Source organism: Janthinobacterium sp. JF4 (genome assembly GCF_059617925.1).
This window is the reverse complement of the sequence record NZ_JCAQAV010000003.1, coordinates 334,587-352,981: the sequence shown is the minus strand read 5'-3', so window position 1 is coordinate 352,981 and position 18,395 is coordinate 334,587. Positions and strand designations below refer to the sequence as shown.

The following is an 18,395-nucleotide window of genomic DNA, read 5'->3' as shown; positions in this document are numbered from 1 at the left end:
TGACCCGACCTACGCCACCTCACCGCCCAGCAAGCGCCCCACTTCCGCCAGCAATTCCTCCTCCTGGAACGGCTTGCCGAAATACGCATTCACGCCCAGCGCGAACGCATGCGCGCGGTGCTTGTCGGCGCTGCGCGAGGTGATCATGATGACGGGGATGGCGCGCGTCTTGTCGTCGCTGCGGACATTGCGCGTCAAATCAAAACCATCCATGCGCGGCATTTCCACGTCGACCAGCAGCAGGGCCGGCATGGCGGCCGGTTCCAGCGCATGCAGCTGTTCCAGCGCATCGACGCCATCCTTGGCCAGCAGCACCTGGTAGCCTTCGCGCTCGAACAGGCGCTGCATCACGCGGCGCACCGTCAGCGAATCGTCGACCACCATCACGCGCACGGCTGGCGCGGCCAGCGCGCTGGAAGCGGCGTGCTGTTCGCCGCTGGCCAGCGCGTATTGCGACAACAGTTCCGGATGGTGCTCCAGATGCTGCGCCAGCGCCACCGGATTCAGAATCAGCACGATGTCGCCCGTGCCCAGCACCGTGGCGCCGGCGATGCCCGGCATGCGCGCCAGCTGCGGGCCCACGTGCTTGACCACGACTTCGCGGTTGCCCAGCACATCATCGACCTGCAAGGCCAGCCTGTCATTGCCATTGCGCAGCAATAGCACTGGCGCATAGCGCTGCGTGGTCTGCGCCGCCGGCGTCTCGCCCAGCATGGCCGACAGGTGGTGCAGCGCCAGCGACTGCCCGTGCGACTCGATGCGCCCGGCCGCCCGCACCTGCTCCAGCTGCTCGCCTTTCAGGTGCAGCACCTGCTCCACCAGCACCGAAGGCAGCGCATACGTTTTGCCGTTGGCCGCCAGCAGCACCACCTGGGTGACGGCCAGTGTCAGCGGCAGGTGGATGGTGAAGCGCATGCCCAGGCCCGCTTGCGTCAGCGTTTCCACGCGCCCACCCAGGGCCAGCGCTTCGGAGCGTACGATGTCCATGCCAAAACCGCGCCCGGCCAGTTCCGTCAGGCTGTCGGCGGTAGAAAAACCGGGCGTGAAAATCAGCTCGGCCGCCTGCGCGTCGGTCAATGGCGCATCCGTCGCCACCAGGCCGGCGCCGTGCGCCTTGGCGCGGATGCGTTCCAGGTCCAGCCCCGCGCCATCGTCGGAAAAGGCGATCGCCACTTCATTGCCCTGCTGGCTGACCTGCACCAGCAGCTCGCCCGTTTCGCTCTTGCCTGCGGCCAGGCGCGCGTCGCGCGGCTCGACGCCGTGCACGATGGCGTTGCGCAGCAAGTGCTCGAAGGGCGCCGCCATGCGTTCGAGCACGCTGCGGTCGATTTCCACGCCGCCGCCGCGGATGTCGAGGTTGACGCGCTTGTCGACTTCCTTGGCGCTTTGCCGCGCCACGCGGAACAGCCGTTCGGCGATGCTGGCAAACGGCACCATGCGGATCTGCATCAGGTCGCGCTGCAGTTCGCGCGTCAGGCGCGCCTGCAGCACCAGGTCGTCCGTCACTGCATCGACGCTGTGGCTGAGGTTTTCATGGAACGAGGCCACGTCGTTGACGCTTTCGGCCATCATGCGCGTCAGTTCCTGCAAGCGCGTAAAACGGTCGAATTCGAGCGGGTCGAATTCGCGCTCGCTGCCGACGGCCATGCGCGAGGCGATCTGCGATTCGGCCTGCATTTCCACTTCGCGCAGCTGGCGCCGCAAGCGTGCCAGGTTGTCGGAAAACTCGGACAGCGAGGCGCCCAGCACGCCAACTTCATTTTCCATTTTGGAGCGCGTGATCGACACTTCGCCGGCCTGGTTCACCAGGCGGTCGAGGATATCGGCGCGCACGCGCACCAGGGCCGCCTTCGGTTCGGCGGCCGGCGTGTCTTCCATGCCCGGCAAGGGCAGCAAGGGCTGCTGCAGCTGCTCGAACAGGTGCAGCGCATGGTCGTAATGAGCCAGCAGTTCCTCGAAGGCCTGCGGTGTGGCGGTGCCCGCGTGCAGCATGTTTTCGATATGCGTCTCGATTTCATGCGCATGCTGGCCCAGGCGCATGGCGCCGGCCATGCGGGCGCTGCCCTTGACCGTATGCAGGGTGCGCAGCAGCATCTGCGCCTGGCCGCTGTCGCGCGGCTGCTGCTGCCAGCTGCGCAGCGCCTCGCCGATCTGCGGCAGCAGGTCGGCGCCCTCTTCCAGGAAGACGGACAATAAATCGAGGTCGAGTTCATCGCTGATGCCGGCGCTCGCCGCCAGCAGCGCGGCCGCATCGGCCGGCATGATGGCGGGCGCAGGCGCTTCCGGCGCCGCATGCTCCAATGGCGGCGCGTGCTCGAAGCCGGCGTCGAACAGGTCGTCGCTGGCGCCGATATCAGGGACATGTGCTTCGGCAGCCTGCGGCTGCAGCGCATCGGCGACGATGCTCGCATACGTCGCTTCGAACAGGGTCTCGAGCTGGGGCACAGGAATCTCAGCCAATGCGTCGGCCAGCGGCTCGGCGGGCTGCGCCGGCGCGCCGACGATGCTGGCGTAGGCCGCCGCAAACAGGGCGTCGAGCCGCTCTTCCTGGCTCTCGCCGGGCGGCGCCGTCAGGGCGCGCCACAGGGTGTTGAGCGCTTCGATCATGTCCGGCTGCGTTGGTGCCAGGTCGCCCAGCGCAAACGCCTGCAGCATTTGCCCGATGCGCTGCGTGGCATGTTCCAGCACGTCGTGCTGTTCGGCGCGCAGGCCGGCCAGCGGCGGCACCACCGTCTCGATCACCGTCTCGAGCGCGTGCGCCAGGTCGCGCAGCGACTGGAAGCCGACCGTGCCCGACGTGCCCGCCAGGGTATGCACGGCTTGCAGCGCCTCCGCGCTGACGGCGCGCTGTTCATGGCGCCATTCGCCGAAGTCGCGCGTGAGCACGCGCAGCAATTCATCCGTCTCGGCCAGGTAGATGTTATACAAGGGAAGGCTGATGCGCAGGTCGCCCACGTGCTTGAGATGATCGTCCGGCGCTTCGTGCAGCGCGGGCGCCGTGGCCAAGGGAAGTCCGATCACATTGCCATTGCTGGCCACCGGCGCGGCCGATGCCGGGCGAGGCTTGCGCAGTTCGAACGGACCGCCTTCGCGCACGCGCTCGGCCGCCATCAGCAGCATGCCCGCCTCGCGCTCGCGCCCGGCGCCGCCTTCCAGTTCGGCCACCCATTCGCTGAGCTGATACCAGCCGTAATTGAGCAAGGTAAACAAGTCGTCGCTGACGGGGCGTGCCTCGGCCAGCCAGGTATTCATGACGCGTTCAATGGCGCCGGCCGCTTCGGCAAACTGCGCCAGGCCGATCATGCGGCTGCTGCCCTTCAGGGTATGGAACGAGCGGCGCAGCATGGCCAGGTGGTCGCCGCTGGCGGCCTGCTCGCGCGGCAGGGCCAGGGTGGTGTCGATAAAGGCCAGCACTTCGCGCGATTCGGCCATAAAAATGTCGAGCATCTGCGCATCGACATCGGTCACTGCCGGTGCGGCATCCATGCCGGCAGGCGCGGCGGGCGCCAGGGCCTGGTCGAGCAAGGGCACCGGCACGGCGCCGGCGGCGGCGACTTTTTCAAATGGCAGGGCGCGGAAGGTGCCGGCGGCGGCATCGAAATGAAAACGCCCGCTGGCCGCCTGCGCGTTGCGGCCCAGCATATCGATAAAAAAGCCCAGCGCGCTGACATTTTGCGCGATCTCGTCGAGCGCCTCGGCATGCGCGTCCGCCTTGGCCTCCGCATTGGCGTCGCCACCGGCCAGCTGCCGCACGGCCGCATCGACCTGCAAGACGGCGGCGCGCGCGTCCTCCTGTCCCAGCCCGGCCAGCTGCTGCTGCAACTGCTCCAGCACGGGCGCGACGCCATCGAGGGCCACGCCTCGCGACGCATCCGCGTAATACGCATTGAGCACCTTTTCCACCTGGCGCAAGCCCGTCTTCATGTCCTCGGCCAGTGCGGCCACCGTCTGGCCCTGCTCGATCTGGCGCGACAGTTCGCCCGCCGTGACGGGCGGCGGCGCTTCGCCAGCCAGCAGCGCCTGCAGGCGCGCGGCGATGGTTTCCGCATTGCCGGCGAAATCGTCGGGCAGGCGGCGCACCTGCTCCAGGCCCGTATCGGCAAACAGCAGCGCCATGCCGATTTCATTTTCCAGGGCCGCACTGCGTCCGCTGGCCACGGCTTGCCGCGCCACGGCCGCGCATTCGCGCAGCAGGCTGGCCAGGGCCGGTTGCTTCAAGGACTCCACATGTGCCGCCACCTGTTGCAGCGACTCTTCGAAATCCATGCCCAGGGCTGGATCGAGGTCGGCTTGCGCCAGGCGGCTCCAGCTGACGCGCGCCTGCGCCAGGGCCGTGCGGGCGCCTTGCAAGGCATCCTGGTCGAGCTGGCCGTAGCGCCGCGTTTCCACGTCGGCGGGCAGCATGCCTTCCAGCGCGAAGGCGTCACGCAGCTGGCGCGCCTGCGGCGTCGGCTCGTGCGCTGCGGCGATGAAGAACAGGGCCTCGCGCAGCATCGATTCGGGCAGGCTGGCCGTGCCCTGCGCCAGGCGGCGCAATTGCAGGTTGATCAGGCCGAACAGCTGCTTGACGTTGAGCGTGCCCATGCCCTCGCCGCTGGCCGCCAGTCCCGCAAACGCCTGCATGGCGAACCAGAAGGTCCGCGCCGGCGCTTCCTGCTGCGCGTCGGCCACCAGGCTCAAGGTAGCGTGCAGCTCGCTGGCGTGCTGGCGCCGCACCGCATCATCCTGCGCCTTCAGGAAGGGCAACAGGGACTTTTCAAAACGTCCGCGCCAGGCCGGATAATCTGCCACCGGGGGCGCCTGCGCCAGCGCGATGGCATGCCCTTCCAGCATCGATGAAGGCGGAAAAAACAGGTCGGCCGGGTGGATGCGCTCGGCGCCCAGCATGGTTTGCAGGTCGCGGTAGTAGGGGAACAAACGCACCGGCTGCGGCGGCGTGCCGGCCACCAGGTCTTCCAGGTATTCGATCAGGGCCTGATACAGTTCGGCGACGACTTGCGCATGGTCCAGCGTGTATTCGAGGCTGCCGTCGCGAAAGCGCGCCAGCGCCTGTTCCGCGCCGTCCGTCAGCAGGCTGGCGCCGGCCACGTCCACCATCACCAGTGCGCCGTGCGCCTGGTGCAGATGCGAGCGCGCATGCTGCAGGGCCGTGGCGCGTTCCTCGCGCTCGCGGCCACCCGCCTCGAACAGGGCCGTTTTCGAGCGGCCCAGCGCTTCGCGGATTTCCACCATCACCCACGACAAAGGTTCGCTGTCGAACGGCTTGGACTGCTGTGGACTATCAGGTGTGCTCATGCATGCCTCGGTAAGGAAATCGCCTGGACTGGCGCGGCGTTCAGGCGGCGACGCGGAAGCGCGACACCGAATTTTTCAGTTCCTGCGCCAGCATCGACAGTTTATGGATCGATTGCGCCGTTTGCTGCGTGCCATCCTGGGTCTGCTCCGTCACGCTCAGGATATGCTGGATATTCAAGGCCACGCCGCTGGCCGAACCAGCCTGCGTGCCGGTGGCGAACGAGATGCCCTGGATCAGCTCGGCCAGGTGTTTCGACACCTGGCTGATGTCGTTCAAGGCTGCGCCAGCCGCGTCCGACAGGCGCGCGCCCTCGACCACGCCCTGCGTGGAGGTTTCCATCGCCCGCGTCGCATCCTGGGTATCGGCCTGGATGGTGCGCACCAGCGCGCCGATCTGCTTGGCGGCGGCCGCCGAGCGTTCTGCCAGGCGCTGCACTTCCTCCGCCACGACCGAAAAACCGCGCCCCGCCTCGCCGGCCGATGCGGCCTGGATGGCGGCGTTCAGCGCCAGCACGTTGGTCTGCTCGGTGATATCGGAAATGAGCTCGGTGATTTCGCCGATTTCCTGCGACGATTCGCCCAGTCGCTTGATGCGCTTGGAGGTATCCTGGATCTGCTCGCGGATTTCATGCATGCCCTTGATGGCGTTTTCCACCGCCGTCGAACCCTGCTGCGCCGCCGCCACCGACTGGCGCGCCACGTCGGCCGAGACGCTGGCCGACTTCGACACGTCGGTAATCGCATTGGCCATCTTGACCACCGTGGCGCTGACGCCCTGGATCTCGCGCGACTGCTGCTGCGAGGCGATCAGCAGCTTGCTGGAGATGCTTTGCGCCTGCGTCGAGGCGCGGTTGACCTGTTCGGCCGTCGCCGTCACCCTCCCCACCAGGCCGCGCAATTCCTCGACCGTGTAGTTGACGGAATCGGCAATGGCGCCCGTGATATCTTCCGACACGGTGGCCTGCACCGTCAGGTCGCCATCGGCGACCTTCTGCAATTCGTTCATCAGTCGCAGAATGGCCGCCTGGTTCTGCTCATTCTTGGCCTTGGCCTGCTCTTCCTTCTCCTGCGACAGCAGGCGCAGGATTTCCGCTTCCTGGCGCCGCCGCTCGGCGTCGCGCGTGCGGTTGACGGAGTCCTGCAGCAGCACCCTGCCGATGCCGGCCGCCGCGATCAGGGTCAGCAACACGCCGCCGACCATCATCCAGAAGGCAAGGCCCAGGGTTTCCTGGTTCACGTGATACATCTGCTGCAGCAGGGTCAAACGCTGGCGCAGGTCTTCATTTTCATTGAAGATCAGCTGTTCGGCGCTTTTCGCCGCACTGAATTTGTCGAGGCGGTCGAGTATCGACGAGACCAGCTTCTGGTAAGTGTCGAAACTGGCTTTCAGCGCCACCAGCCGGTCGCGCAATTCGGCGTCGCGCGTGGGCGCCAATTGCAGCGACACGCTGCCATTGAGCAAGCCTTCGGCGGCGGTGCGGAAATACGTCGTGTCGCGCCCCAGCGAAAATGCCGTTTCCGAGCTGATGCTGCCCGACGACAGGAACTCGCTGGCGCTGCGGCTCATGCGCTGGCTCAGCATCATCAGGCGGCCGATGACAGCCAGGTCGCGCGCATTGCCGCCGCGCTGCACCTTCAGCGCGGCGATTTCTTCCGTCTGCGCCAGCAGCGCCGGCGACAGCGCGTTCAATTGCTGCAAGGTCTTGTCGAATTCGCCCAGCTCCGTTTTCAGGCGCAAGATGGTGCTAGCCGCGCGGTCGCTGCTGGCCCACTTCTTGCGCGCGTCGGCCACCGCCGCCAGCAGGGCGGAACGCGACTCGCCGATATCGCGGCCGTGATACGTCCCGCCGCGCAGCATCAGCCGGAAATCCTGGTTCAGTTCATTGCGGCTTTCCTCGAGCTGGCGGAAGGCCTCCGGATTGCCTTGCACGGCGTTCGGCGCGGCCTTGCCGAGGCGCTGCGAATGCATCAGCGCATCGCCGGCCAGCTGCGTCTGCGCCGAGGCGATATTGCCGCTACGCGTATTGAGGCCGACGAACAGCAGGCTGGCAGCCAGGCTCAGGGCCATCACCGTCGACAGGATGCTCAGCTGCTTTTGCAGTGGCAAATGGCCGATCAGCGGCAGCTTCCAGTCCCCGGCCGGCGCGCTGGCCAGCGACTTGCGCCGTCCCAGCGCGTCGCGCAGACGCAGCGGCAGGTCGGCCGCCGATGCCGGCGCGTCTGGAGCGAGCTGTGCTTCAGGCATGCCGGCCGCCAGAATGGGGGAATGGGCGCCCATCAGCAAATGTCCTTGTGGCGTGCGGGGACGCCGCCAAAACCGGCATCGAGGAAGCGTTCCGCTTGCGCCAGCTGCGCCAGGTCCAGGCGCAGCCACTGCTGCCCTTCGCTGTCGCGCAGCGCCTGCGCCGCCCACGATGGGAACACGCCCTGCGCCGCATCGTGAACGGGCACGGACTGCATCGCGCGCAACTGGCGCAAGCCCAGCACGCGTTCGACGAGCAGCGCGCAATTGAGGCCCAGGCGGGGAGAAAACGTGATGATGCGGCAGTGATTGCCAGGTACGCAGGCCGGCTCACCCATGTAGCGGGCCAGGTCGACGATCCCCGTCAGGCGTCCGCGCATGGCCGCCAGGCCCAGGTACCAGTCCTGCGCCAGCGGCACGCCCTGGATCTGCACGCCGGCGGCAATGACGATTTCACCGAGCTGCGTCAGGTCGAGCAGGCACGGCCGGCCACCGAGCATCACGCCCAGTTCCTTGCGCGCTGCCAGCGCGCCACTGCGCGCGGCCTGTATCCGCTCGATCAGTTGCAGCTGATACTGGCGCAAGCGCCCCTGCCGCGCGCCCGTCTCGAAAGGCGGCATGGCGGCAGCGGCCGGCGAAAAGGCCGCGGTGGACACGCCTTGACCTGGCATCGTGCGCATGCTCAGGAAATCGCGGCGATCTTGGCCAGCAGCTCGGCTTCGGCCACCGGCTTGACCAGGTAATCGCGCGCACCCTGGCGCAAGCCCCAGATACGGTCCGTTTCCTGGCTCTTGCTGGAGCAGATAATCACCGGCACGTCCTGCAGTTCGGGATCGCGCGCAATCGCGCGCGTGATCTGGAAGCCATTCGCACCGGGCATCACCACATCCATCAGGATCAGGTCGGGCCTGGCCTGCTTCAGCTGCGCCAGCGCGTCGGCGCCGTCCTGCGCCGTGAAGACGGCATAACCGGCACGCACCAGCATCTCGCTCAGGTAGTAGCGTTCTGTCGGCGAGTCATCGACGATCAGAATTGTGTGTATGGCCATCTGCATCCTTGCTGCGTTGTCATCAATAAAAACACTTACTCAAAATGCCCGGCCAGGTGCACCCGCACGGCCTCCAGCAGCGCCTCGCGCGCCAGCGGCTTGGCCAGGCAGGCGCTGGCGCCTGCCATGGCGCCGCGCGCGCGGTCGAACAAGCCCTCCTTCGACGACAGCATCAGCACCGGCGTGGCGTGGAAGGCCGCACTGGCCTTGATCAGCGCACAGGTGCGGTAGCCGTCCAGGCGCGGCATCACGATGTCGCACACGATCAGCGCCGGCTGGCAGTCGGCAATCTTGGCCAGGGCCTCGAAGCCATTTTCCGCCACCACCACGCGATAACCGGCCTCGCCCAGGATGTTCGCGGCCGCGCTGCGTATCGTCGCGCTGTCGTCGATGACGAGGATCGTGGCGCTGGCGCACGCGGCATCGGATGGCGCCTCGGGCAAAAAGGGACGCGTCATGTGATTATTCGACAATTTTCATACGATAGCACAGGCTGCCGCGCTACCTGCGTGCGGCAGCGGCATCCCGTGGACCTCGATTAATTACAGCGCCACCATCTCGAAATCATCCTTGCGCGCACCGCATTCAGGACAGGTCCAGTTCATCGGAACATCGGCCCAACGCGTGCCGGGAGCAATGTCTTCGTCGGGCAAGCCGGCCGCTTCATCATAAACCCAGCCGCAAATAAGACACATCCACGTTTGGAATTGCTGCGTTGTTTCGTTGCTACTCACGTTCTGCCACCCTTCAATCAAGTAAAATGCTGAATTAGGTATCTTAATCTACCCGCCGTGCAAAACCAAACTTCTCCCCTCATATTAAGCTTCGGCGTGTCCGATCCGGTCGGTGCAATCGGCATCCAGGCCGACCTGGCCACATTTTCAGCCTTCGGCTGCCATGGCCTGTCGGTCACCACGGGCCTGTTGATCAGCGATACGGCGCGCGTGGAAGACGTGCAGGCGGTCGACCCGGACTGGGTTTCCGACCAGGCGCGCGTGCTGCTGGAAGACATGTCCGTGGCCGCCATCAAGATCGGCGCGCTGGGCAGCGTGGAAAACGTCACGGCCATCGCCGAAATCGTCTCCGACTATCCGAACGTGCCGCTGATCCTCGATCCCTTCATTTCGGCGCTGCCGGAACAGGGCATGGACGATGAAGACATCCTCACGGCCGTGCGCCAGTTGCTGATCCCGCAAACAACCCTGCTGGTGCTCTCGCCGGTGGAACTGGAGCGTCTGGCCGAAACCTGGCGCGACGCCGATCCGGACGACACCCTGCAAAACGACGTCGACTACCTGGTGGCGCTGGGCTGCGAATACGTGCTCGTCACCGGCATGCCGGCCGACGCCAGCAAGTCCGGCACGGGCGAAGGCAAATTGCGCGCCAATACCCTGTTCGGCGAAGACGGCGTGGTGCGCCACGACGAGTGGCAGCACCTGCCAGGCATCTTCAACGGCGCCGGCAGCACCCTGTCGGCAGCGGCCACCGCCCTGCTGGCCCTGGCGCAAAACGAAGACGATGTGCCGCAGGTGGTCGTGGCGGCGCAGGAATTCACGGCCGGCGCGCTGACCCACGCACAGCGCCACGGCATGGGCAAGCTGGTGCCGAACCGGCTGTTCCGGCAGCATCGCCAGCGCGGCGCCCAATAAGTACAGACGACACAGACAACGATCCACTTTCAAGGCACGATTATCATGACGACGACTTCACAGAACGACATCCTGTTTGCCCGCGCACAAAAAACCACGCCAGGCGGCGTCAATTCGCCCGTGCGCGCCTTCCGCTCCGTCGGCGGCACGCCGCGTTTCATCACGCGCGCCGAAGGCCCGTATTTCTGGGACGCGGACGGCAAGCGCTATATCGACTACATCGGCTCGTGGGGCCCGGCCATCGTCGGCCACGCCCATCCGCAAGTGGTGAAAGCGGTGCAGGATGCGGCCGCGCTGGGTCTGTCGTTCGGCGCGCCGACCGAAGGCGAAGTGCTGATGGCCGAGGAAATCACGCGCCTGGTGCCGTCGATCGAGCAGGTGCGCCTGGTCTCGTCGGGCACGGAAGCGACCATGAGCGCCCTGCGCCTGGCGCGCGGCGCCACGGGACGCGACAAGATCGTCAAGTTCGAAGGCTGCTACCACGGCCACGCCGATTCGCTGCTGGTAAAGGCGGGCAGCGGCCTGCTCACCTTCGGCAACCCGACGTCGGCCGGCGTGCCGGAAGATTTTGTGAAGCACACCCTGGTGCTCGACTATAACAATGTGGAACAGCTGAAGGACGCCTTCGACAGCTTCGGCGCGGAGATCGCCTGCGTCATCGTCGAACCGGTGGCCGGCAACATGAACCTGGTGAAAGCCACGCCGGCATTCCTGCAAGCGATGCGCGAGCTGTGCACGCAGCACGGCGCCCTGCTCATTTTCGATGAAGTCATGTGCGGCTTGCGCGTGGCCCTGGGCGGCGCGCAAGCGCTGTACGGCATCAAGCCCGACCTCACGGCGCTGGGCAAGGTGATCGGCGGCGGCATGCCGGTGGCGGCCTTCGGCGGCAGCGCCGCGCTGATGCACCACATGGCGCCGCTGGGCGCCGTCTACCAGGCGGGCACCCTGTCGGGCAACCCGGTCGCCGTGGCGGCCGGCATGGCCACCTTGAAACTGATCCAGCAGCCTGGCTTCTACGAGCAGCTGGGCGCCACCGCCCAGCGCCTGGCCGAAGGCTTGACGGCCGCCGCACAGGAGGCCGGCGTGGTCTTCTGCGCCGACTACATCGGCGGCATGTTCGGCATCTATTTCAGCGCCACGCCACCCACCAGCTACGCGGAAATGATGGCGGGCGACCGCAGCAAGTTCAACGCCTTCTTCCACGCCATGCTGGACGAAGGCGTGTACTTCGCGCCCGCCGCCTTCGAGGCGGGCTTCGTCTCGGCGCAGCACGATGATGCCGTCATCGACGCCACCATCGCTGCCGCGCGCAAGGTGTTCGCCAAGCTCGCGTAAAGTTACACCACTGCGGTGTCCATCACCGCGGCCACCAGCGCCGGCAAACTGGCCATGTCGTTGAACACGACATGCGCGCCGGCCGCCTTCAGGCGTTCTTCCTGGCCGGCGGCGATATGCCCGCCGCCGATGAATCCCAATACCGTCATGCCCGCCGCCACGGCGGCCGTCACGCCCGTGACGCTGTCTTCCAGCACCAGGCACTGGCCCGGCGGCACGCCAAAGGCGCTAGCCGCCGCCAGGTAGAGGCCCGGATGCGGCTTGGCATGGCCGACCAGGTCCGGCGTGAAGACGCGGCTGTGGAACAGCTGCGCCATGCTGGTCCGCTCGAGCGCCGACAGCACGCGCGCGCTGACGCTGTTCGAGGCCACAGCCTTGGGTAGGGGTATGACGGCCAGCGCCTGCGCCACGCCGGGCACGGCGCGCAATTGCGCGTCGCAGGCCGCATCGACGGAGTTGCCGATGGCCATGATTTCGTCGGCCGGCAATTGTGGCAAGCCCAGTTCCTTGTAGATATCCTGCATCAGCGGCACCAGACGCTGGCCCAGGCGCGGCTCGATCAAGCCTTGCAGGGTGACGCCCTCGGGCAGGTTCGGCAGGCGCGGTCCCAGCAATTCCAGCAGCGCTTGCAGGGCCACGGCTTCGCTGTCGATCAGCACGCCATCGCAGTCGCTGATCAAATGGGTAAAGCGCGGTGGGGTGGTGGCGGTATCAGGCATGGACTCTCCAGAAGACAACGGTGACGGGAAATGCGGCGGCCAGCCGGCAAGGGCAGGCATCGCAACGATCATAGGTGGAACAGGCGGACGCTACCACGCAGAAAACGTCTGAATGACGATACTTTTCTGCAAAAAGCAGCCAAAGGGGGAAAGAATCGGGCGCCAGGCAAGCGGCTACGCGAAAATACCAATTCAATACCACGCAATACCAGTGATTATCGCTGATTTTTGAATTTGCTGCGCTCGCCTTGAAACCGGGACGCGGAGCGCCCCGGCGATGCGGTTTATTTCAGCCAGCCTCGGTGGCGGAAATACAGGAAGGGCGCGATGGCGCTGGTGACCATCAAGCCCCAGGCCCAGGGATAGCCGAACGACCACTCCAGTTCCGGCATCAGCTTGAAGTTCATGCCGTACACGCTGGCGATCAGGGTGGGCGGCAGGAAAGCCACGCTGGCCACCGAGAAGATCTTGATGATCTTGTTCTGGTTGATGTTGATGAAGCCGACGGTGGCATCCATCAGGAAGTTGATCTTATCAAACAGGAAAGACGTATGGCCATCGAGCGATTCGATGTCGCGCAAAATCTGCCGCGCTTCCTCGAACTGCTCGGAATTGAGCAGCCGGCCGCGCATCAGAAAGCTCACGGCGCGGCGCGTATCCATCATGTTGCGGCGGATACGGCCATTCAAATCTTCCTCGTGGGCAATCGCATTCAGCGCTTCGGCCGCGTGCGCATCGGTAAATTCCTTTTGCAGCACGCGCGTGCTGACTTCTTCCAGGTTCTGGTAGATGCCTTCAAGCACGTCGGCCGAATATTCGGCATCGGTAGCGTACAGGTCCAGCAGCACGTCCATGTAGTCGGCAATCGAGCCGGGCCGCGAACGGGCGCGCATGCGCACCAGGCGGAACACGGGCAAGTCGTCCGTATGCATGGAAAACAGGATCTTGCGGGCAAGAATGAAGGCTACCGTGATGACGCGCGACGGGCCATCGTCTTCTTCGCGCAAGAAGTCCGTGCGCAGATGCAAGTCGCCGTTTTCCGCTTCGTAATAGCGGGCCGACGCTTCAATATCCTTGACTTCGTCTTCGCCCGGCAGGGTGACGTTGTAGATGGCCTTGACCCAGGCCCGTTCATCATCGGTAGGGTCGGTCAGGTCGACCCACACCGGTTCGGCGTTTTCGAGGTCTGCGCGGCTGTCGATCGGCACCTGGTTGAGCCGGCCATTCTGTAATACAAAGACATTGATCATGCGCGCTCTCAGCCGGATGTTGGGTTATCGTGATGTGCTGGCGCTGGCGCCAAAAATGAAAACAGCGCAAGTGTACCCGCAAAGGCCTTTTCGCGACCACCCCTCCACCATGCTTTTTCATGGAAAATGTGCGGCAATGCACCATTAAGATGCTGCGCCGCAATAGTGCTAATCAGGCAGCCTTGATTTTATGCAAACAAAGCCGGCCACTATCAAGGCAATTCGGCCGCTCCCATGCGGCGCAGGATGACACTGGTACGCCGGTTCAGATAGCCCGTATCGCGGTGACGGTCATAAAAACGGGGATTCGGCAGCATCACGGCCAGTTTCGCCGCCTGTCCGGCGCTCAGGCCCGCCGCGCTGCCCCTGTAGTAGTGGCGTGCGGCCGCTTCGGCGCCAAAGATGCCTGTGCCAAACTCCACCACGTTCAAATAAATCTCGAAAATGCGCTGCTTCTCCATCAGGCTTTCCAGCATGTATGTGATGATCAGTTCCTGGCCCTTGCGCACATAGCTGCGCGAACCGGACAGGAACAGATTCTTCGCCAGCTGCTGCGTGATGGTGGAGCCGCCCGCCACGACCTTCTGCTTCTTGCTGTTTTTTTCATATGCCTTTTGCAAGGCTTCCCAGTCCACGCCTTCATGTTCGGAGAAATTCGCGTCTTCCGAAGCGATGATGGCCCGTTTCAGATTGTTCGAGATGCGGTTGTACGGCACCCACGTCTGCTTGATCGTGGCGTTGGGATTCTTGTCCTGCAAGACAGACAATTGTTCGCGCATGAAGGCCGTGCTGGACGGGTTATGGTCGACCCACCACCAGATTTGCAGGAAGAAATACAGTTGCACGACGATGAAGGCCAGGATGGGCACGATGAACAGCCACTTGATCCAGCCGTAGCGGCTGCCGCTGCGGCGCATGCCCTTCTTGCCGCCGCTCACAGGGCACTGCGCAATTGCGCCAGCAAGTCCTGCGTCTGCGGCCGCACGCCGCGCCACACGTAAAACGCTTCGGCCGCCTGCTCCACCAGCATGCCCAGGCCGTCGCGCACCTGCGCGCCATGCTGCGCGGCGAAGTCCATGAAGACGGTGGGGTGGGCGCCATACATCATGTCCAGCGCCAGCGTGTGATCGCCGAAGATACCCGGCGGCACGGGCGGCAAGTCGCCCGCCAGGCTGGCCGAAGTGGCATTGATGACGATATCGAACTGGCCATCCGCCTGTGCGAAAGCACCGGCACGCAGCTGACCGGGGTGCGCCAGCGCGTCGGCAAACTGCGCCACCAGCACTTCGGCCGTGGCCACGGTGCGGTTGGCAATGAATATTTCCTGCGGTCCCTGTTCCAGCAAGGGCAGCACGACGCCGCGCGCCGCGCCGCCCGCGCCCAGCAGCAGGATGCGTTTGCCGGCGATGGGCACGCCCGCGTTGCGCACGATGTCCGCCACCAGGCCCGCGCCATCGGTATTGTCACCAAGAATAGTGTCGCCATCGAAACGCAGGGTATTGACGGCGCCGGCGGCCTTAGCCCGCGGCGTCAGGACGGTGGCCAGCGCGCACGCATCCAGTTTGAAGGGCACCGTCACGTTCGCGCCCTTGCCGCCCTCGGCGGCAAACGTGCGGGCCGCCAGGGCAAAGCCGTCCAGCGGCGCCAGCCGGCGCTCATACACGATGGGCTCGCCCGTCTGCAGGGCAAACGCGGCGTGGATCAGGGGGGACTTGCTGTGAGCGATGGGGTTGCCGAAGACGCAATATTGATCTGGATTCATTTCATTCTTGTTCAATTGCTGCCGCCAGTCAGGTTAGCTTCCATTTTTTCTTCGCGCGTAAATTTGAAGCGGGTGATGACGACCCACAGGTCATCCTTGTCACTCGACAACATGTTCGGTGGGAAACGGCCATAGGGCGCCGCGCGGCGCACGATGGCCAGGGCCGCCGCGTCCAGCGCGGGATTGCCCGAGCTTTTCTCCACGCGGGCGCCGCCTTCCTTCTGGTAAATCGTGCCGTCCTGGAAGATGGGGATGTAGACAACCAGTTCGCCATACATCTTGCGGCCATTCTTTTGCGGGAAATTCAGCGTGCCGATTTCCTCGATGCGCTTTTGCAGGCTCTTGTAATACATGGCATAGCCGACCTCCTGCGTACTGGGCGTAATGAAGGTCTTGCGCGGACGTTTATTCTGGTCTTCCACGGTCTGGCTGATCTCGGCCGCCATGCGCGCGATGGCCTTGCTGCTTTCCATCAAGTCCGAGCCGCTGGCCAGGGGATTGGGCTTGTCCTTTTCCGTGACGGGCGCGGCGCTGTAAGGCGTCGTCCTGGCCGCCTGGGTCAGCAATTCCTGCTGCTTCTGCTCCAGTTCGGCGATGCGCCGGGCGCTGGCCTTGACGCTGTCGCCCTCTTCCACCTTGCGCATGTCCGGCAAGGGCGACTTGGCGCGGCCCTTGTCGGCTTGTCCACCACCGTCGAGGTTGGCTTGCGCCAGGGCATCGGCCTTCAGCGGCTTGTTCGCATGCTTGGCATTGACCAGGATCACTTCCAGGCCGGGATCGGTCGCCACGGCCCGCTGCGGGGCCGGGGCGACAAAATGCATCGCCAGCAAGGCGCCGTGCGCCAGCAGCGATACCGCCACGGCTATCATCAGGAAACGATACTCTCGGAAAGACTTCACGCGCAACCCAGTTCGCAACAAGCACACCATACAAGATGGCTGAATTCTACGTCAAAGGGCGGCGCCGGCAACAGTTTTCGGCACCGCCTTTGTGGCCTGATGGGCGCCTTACTTGACCCCGGGTTCGCTGACCACGTCTTCGCTGGCCAGTTCCGCAACTTCCGCCTCGGCGTCGCTGACCTGGTTCGCCGCTTCCGGCGCTGACTCGGTCGCCACGTCGCCATCGTCAGGTGACTCATCGCCCGACTCTTCTTCGTAGTCCAGTTCGGCATCGGCCGCCGTATCCGGCACGGCGGCGATTTCCAGCAGGCGCGCTTCAATGCTCAGGTCGACTTCATCCCAGCGCAGCAAGTCCAGCTTCACCTGGGCGCCGCGCGCCACCGATGGCATGCCCGGCAGCTTGATGACCAGCGGAATGTCGACCAGGCGCAGGATCTCGTCTTTCAAGACGACGGCATCGACCTGGCGCGCGTTTTCCTGGTGCAACCAGCGCAAGCACCAGTAGCGTTCCATGTTCGACTGGAAATCGCCATATGCGGCATACGCGGCGTCGAAGGCCGAGACGATGGCGAACAAATTCGCATCGCGCGGCTTGAACGGGGCCACCAGCGGCGCCGTCACGCCATGCTCGGCGCAGGCGATGATTTGCCACTGGTTCACCAGGTCCGTATAGCGGCGCAAGGGCGACGTGCTCCACGCGTATTGATCCACGCCCAGGCCCTGGTGCGGCGCCGCATGGGTGACCATGCGCACCTGCATCTTGGCCGCCCAGCTATTGCCACTGCCACCGCCCTGGCTGCGGTAGATGCCGGGCACGCCATGGTCGTGCAGCATCTTGCCCCACGTGCTGTTGGCAAAAATCATCAGTTCGGCGACGATCTTGTCGAGCGGCGCGCCACGCTTGCGGCGCGCCACGGTGACGATATCGTTTTCCACATAGAAATTGAAATCGACGCGGTTATTCTGTTCCGGCTTCAGTCCGAACGCTTCGCGCTTCTTCATGCGGCCCTGCTCCAGCTGCTGCGCCCATTGCCACAGCACGGCGAAATCGGCCTTGTGCGGATAGTCGCCTTCGCCGCTGGCCAGGGTTTCCTCGTTGACAAGGTCGTCGAGTTGGTTATGCCGCAAATTGCTGGCGATCGGCACCAGCTCGGCCCGCGTCTGCGTGCTGACCACGGCCCAGTCCGCTTTCGGGTCCAGGGTGGCGTACAGCGACAGCGCCGGGCACGTCGTGCCTTCCGCCAGGGTAAACGCGTTGACGATTTCGTCCGGCAGCATGGTGATCTTGTCGCCCGGCATGTAGACGGTCGACATGCGCTGGCGCGCCATCTTGTCGATCACGTCTTCCGGGCGGATGCCCAGGCCCGGCGCGGCGATGTGTATGCCCACTTTCACGGTGCCATCCGGCAAGGGCTGCACGGAGAAGGCATCGTCGATCTCGGTCGTGGTCACGTCGTCGATCGAGAAGGCGGCCACGTCCGCCAGCGGCAGTTTGGCCGTCACGGCCGGTACGGGAACGTTCGGGAAGCCGGCGCCCTTGGGGAAGTTTTCAAAGAGGAACTTCGACAAGTGCAAGTCTTTCGGCGAAGCAATACCACCGACAGCCAGCATCAAGCGCGGCGGCGTCGTGTGCAATTCCGTGCACGCCGCTTCCAGCGCCTTGTATTCGATGGTGTTCTTGTCCGGCTTGAACAGCAGTTGCAGCACCATGGGCTGCATCGAGGCAGGCAAGCGGTTCTGTTTCAGCTCTTCCACGTAAGCGGCCTGCACCAGCGCCTGCTGCTTTTTCTTTTCGATGCCGGCCAATGCCGCCTTCAGCGACGCTTCCGGCGCCGCCTTGTAGCGGCCACGGCCTTTCTTGTAGAAATACACGGGCGCCGAATGCAGGGCCAGGATCAGGCCGGCCGCTTCCGGCGGCAACGGTGCGTGGCCGAAATACTCAGCGCCCAGTTCGGCAAAGCCGAACTCGTCTTCGCCCGCTACTTCCCACAGGAAATCGAGGTCGATCTCAGAAACAACTGCCTTGGCTTGCTCCAGCAGCTCGGCCGGGGCCGGCTTTTCATACTGCAGCAGCACATCCTTGACCTTGACCTTGGTGCGCTTGCCGCTGGCCATTTCGACCTGGTAGGCTTCACCCGCTTGCGACAGGACCGTGCCGACCTTGAAATCGCCGGATTCTTCAAAAAATAGATTCAT

General features: G+C 64.8%; 15 protein-coding genes. 3 read left to right on the top strand and 12 right to left on the bottom strand.

Features of this window, described 5'->3' with window-relative positions:
• Window positions 1-9: 9 nt before the first annotated feature.
• From AC54AF_RS05290 to AC54AF_RS05265, 6 genes are all read right to left on the bottom strand, one after another.
• A complete protein-coding gene (locus tag AC54AF_RS05290; RefSeq protein ID WP_496635671.1) occupies window positions 10-5,295 on the bottom strand; it encodes a hybrid sensor histidine kinase/response regulator in 5,286 nt (1,761 codons plus the stop codon).
• Window positions 5,296-5,335: 40 nt separating this feature from the next.
• Window positions 5,336-7,573 carry a methyl-accepting chemotaxis protein gene (locus AC54AF_RS05285; RefSeq protein ID WP_131685493.1) on the bottom strand — a complete coding sequence of 746 codons (2,238 nt, stop codon included), beginning with the start codon at window positions 7,571-7,573 and terminating at the stop codon, window positions 5,336-5,338.
• Window positions 7,573-8,193, bottom strand: coding sequence for a chemotaxis protein CheW (locus AC54AF_RS05280; protein WP_496635670.1), 621 nt, complete (start codon window positions 8,191-8,193; stop codon window positions 7,573-7,575). The genes AC54AF_RS05285 and AC54AF_RS05280 overlap by 1 nt, the downstream gene beginning before the upstream one ends.
• A 26-nt stretch (window positions 8,194-8,219) precedes the next feature.
• Window positions 8,220-8,585: a response regulator gene (locus AC54AF_RS05275; RefSeq protein WP_131685495.1), complete on the bottom strand. Its 366-nt coding sequence runs from the start codon at window positions 8,583-8,585 to the stop codon at window positions 8,220-8,222.
• 35 nt (window positions 8,586-8,620) lie between these two features.
• On the bottom strand, window positions 8,621-9,043 hold the full coding sequence (locus AC54AF_RS05270; protein WP_496635669.1) for a response regulator: 423 nt from the start codon (window positions 9,041-9,043) through the stop codon (window positions 8,621-8,623).
• Between the two features lie 84 nt (window positions 9,044-9,127).
• Entirely contained in the window at window positions 9,128-9,280 is a 153-nt protein-coding gene (locus AC54AF_RS05265; RefSeq protein ID WP_010401308.1) for a rubredoxin, read from the bottom strand.
• A 96-nt stretch (window positions 9,281-9,376) separates the two neighbouring features.
• On the opposite strand from AC54AF_RS05265, the gene thiD reads away from it, so the two are divergent.
• Both thiD and hemL read left to right on the top strand, forming a co-directional pair.
• Entirely contained in the window at window positions 9,377-10,234 is an 858-nt protein-coding gene (gene thiD / locus AC54AF_RS05260) for a bifunctional hydroxymethylpyrimidine kinase/phosphomethylpyrimidine kinase (RefSeq protein ID WP_496635668.1), read from the top strand.
• Window positions 10,235-10,279: 45 nt separating this feature from the next.
• The gene (hemL, locus tag AC54AF_RS05255) at window positions 10,280-11,569 is read left to right on the top strand and encodes a glutamate-1-semialdehyde 2,1-aminomutase (protein WP_496635667.1); all 1,290 of its coding nucleotides are present in this window, start codon (window positions 10,280-10,282) and stop codon (window positions 11,567-11,569) included.
• Window positions 11,570-11,571: 2 nt separating this feature from the next.
• Here hemL and AC54AF_RS05250 read toward each other — a convergent pair whose 3' ends face one another.
• Window positions 11,572-12,288, bottom strand: coding sequence for an HAD-IA family hydrolase (locus AC54AF_RS05250; RefSeq protein ID WP_131685499.1), 717 nt, complete (start codon window positions 12,286-12,288; stop codon window positions 11,572-11,574).
• 284 nt (window positions 12,289-12,572) lie between these two features.
• Window positions 12,573-13,538 (bottom strand): magnesium/cobalt transporter CorA, encoded by a 966-nt coding sequence (corA, locus tag AC54AF_RS05245; RefSeq protein ID WP_077408488.1) that lies wholly within the window; start codon window positions 13,536-13,538, stop codon window positions 12,573-12,575.
• Here corA and AC54AF_RS05240 point away from each other — a divergent pair.
• A complete protein-coding gene (locus AC54AF_RS05240) occupies window positions 13,537-13,686 on the top strand; it encodes a hypothetical protein (protein ID WP_496635666.1) in 150 nt (49 codons plus the stop codon). The genes corA and AC54AF_RS05240 overlap by 2 nt on opposite strands.
• 64 nt (window positions 13,687-13,750) lie before the next feature.
• Here the strand turns inward: AC54AF_RS05240 and mtgA are convergent, their stop codons facing one another.
• From mtgA to AC54AF_RS05220, 4 genes are all read right to left on the bottom strand, one after another.
• Window positions 13,751-14,455, bottom strand: coding sequence for a monofunctional biosynthetic peptidoglycan transglycosylase (gene mtgA / locus AC54AF_RS05235; RefSeq protein WP_496635701.1), 705 nt, complete (start codon window positions 14,453-14,455; stop codon window positions 13,751-13,753).
• A gap of 17 nt (window positions 14,456-14,472) precedes the next feature.
• A complete protein-coding gene (gene aroE, locus AC54AF_RS05230; RefSeq protein WP_496635665.1) occupies window positions 14,473-15,300 on the bottom strand; it encodes a shikimate dehydrogenase in 828 nt (275 codons plus the stop codon).
• Between the two features lie 11 nt (window positions 15,301-15,311).
• Window positions 15,312-16,169, bottom strand: coding sequence for an energy transducer TonB family protein (locus AC54AF_RS05225; protein ID WP_496635700.1), 858 nt, complete (start codon window positions 16,167-16,169; stop codon window positions 15,312-15,314).
• Between the two features lie 138 nt (window positions 16,170-16,307).
• The gene (locus tag AC54AF_RS05220) at window positions 16,308-18,395 is read right to left on the bottom strand and encodes a ribonuclease catalytic domain-containing protein (RefSeq protein ID WP_496635664.1); all 2,088 of its coding nucleotides are present in this window, start codon (window positions 18,393-18,395) and stop codon (window positions 16,308-16,310) included.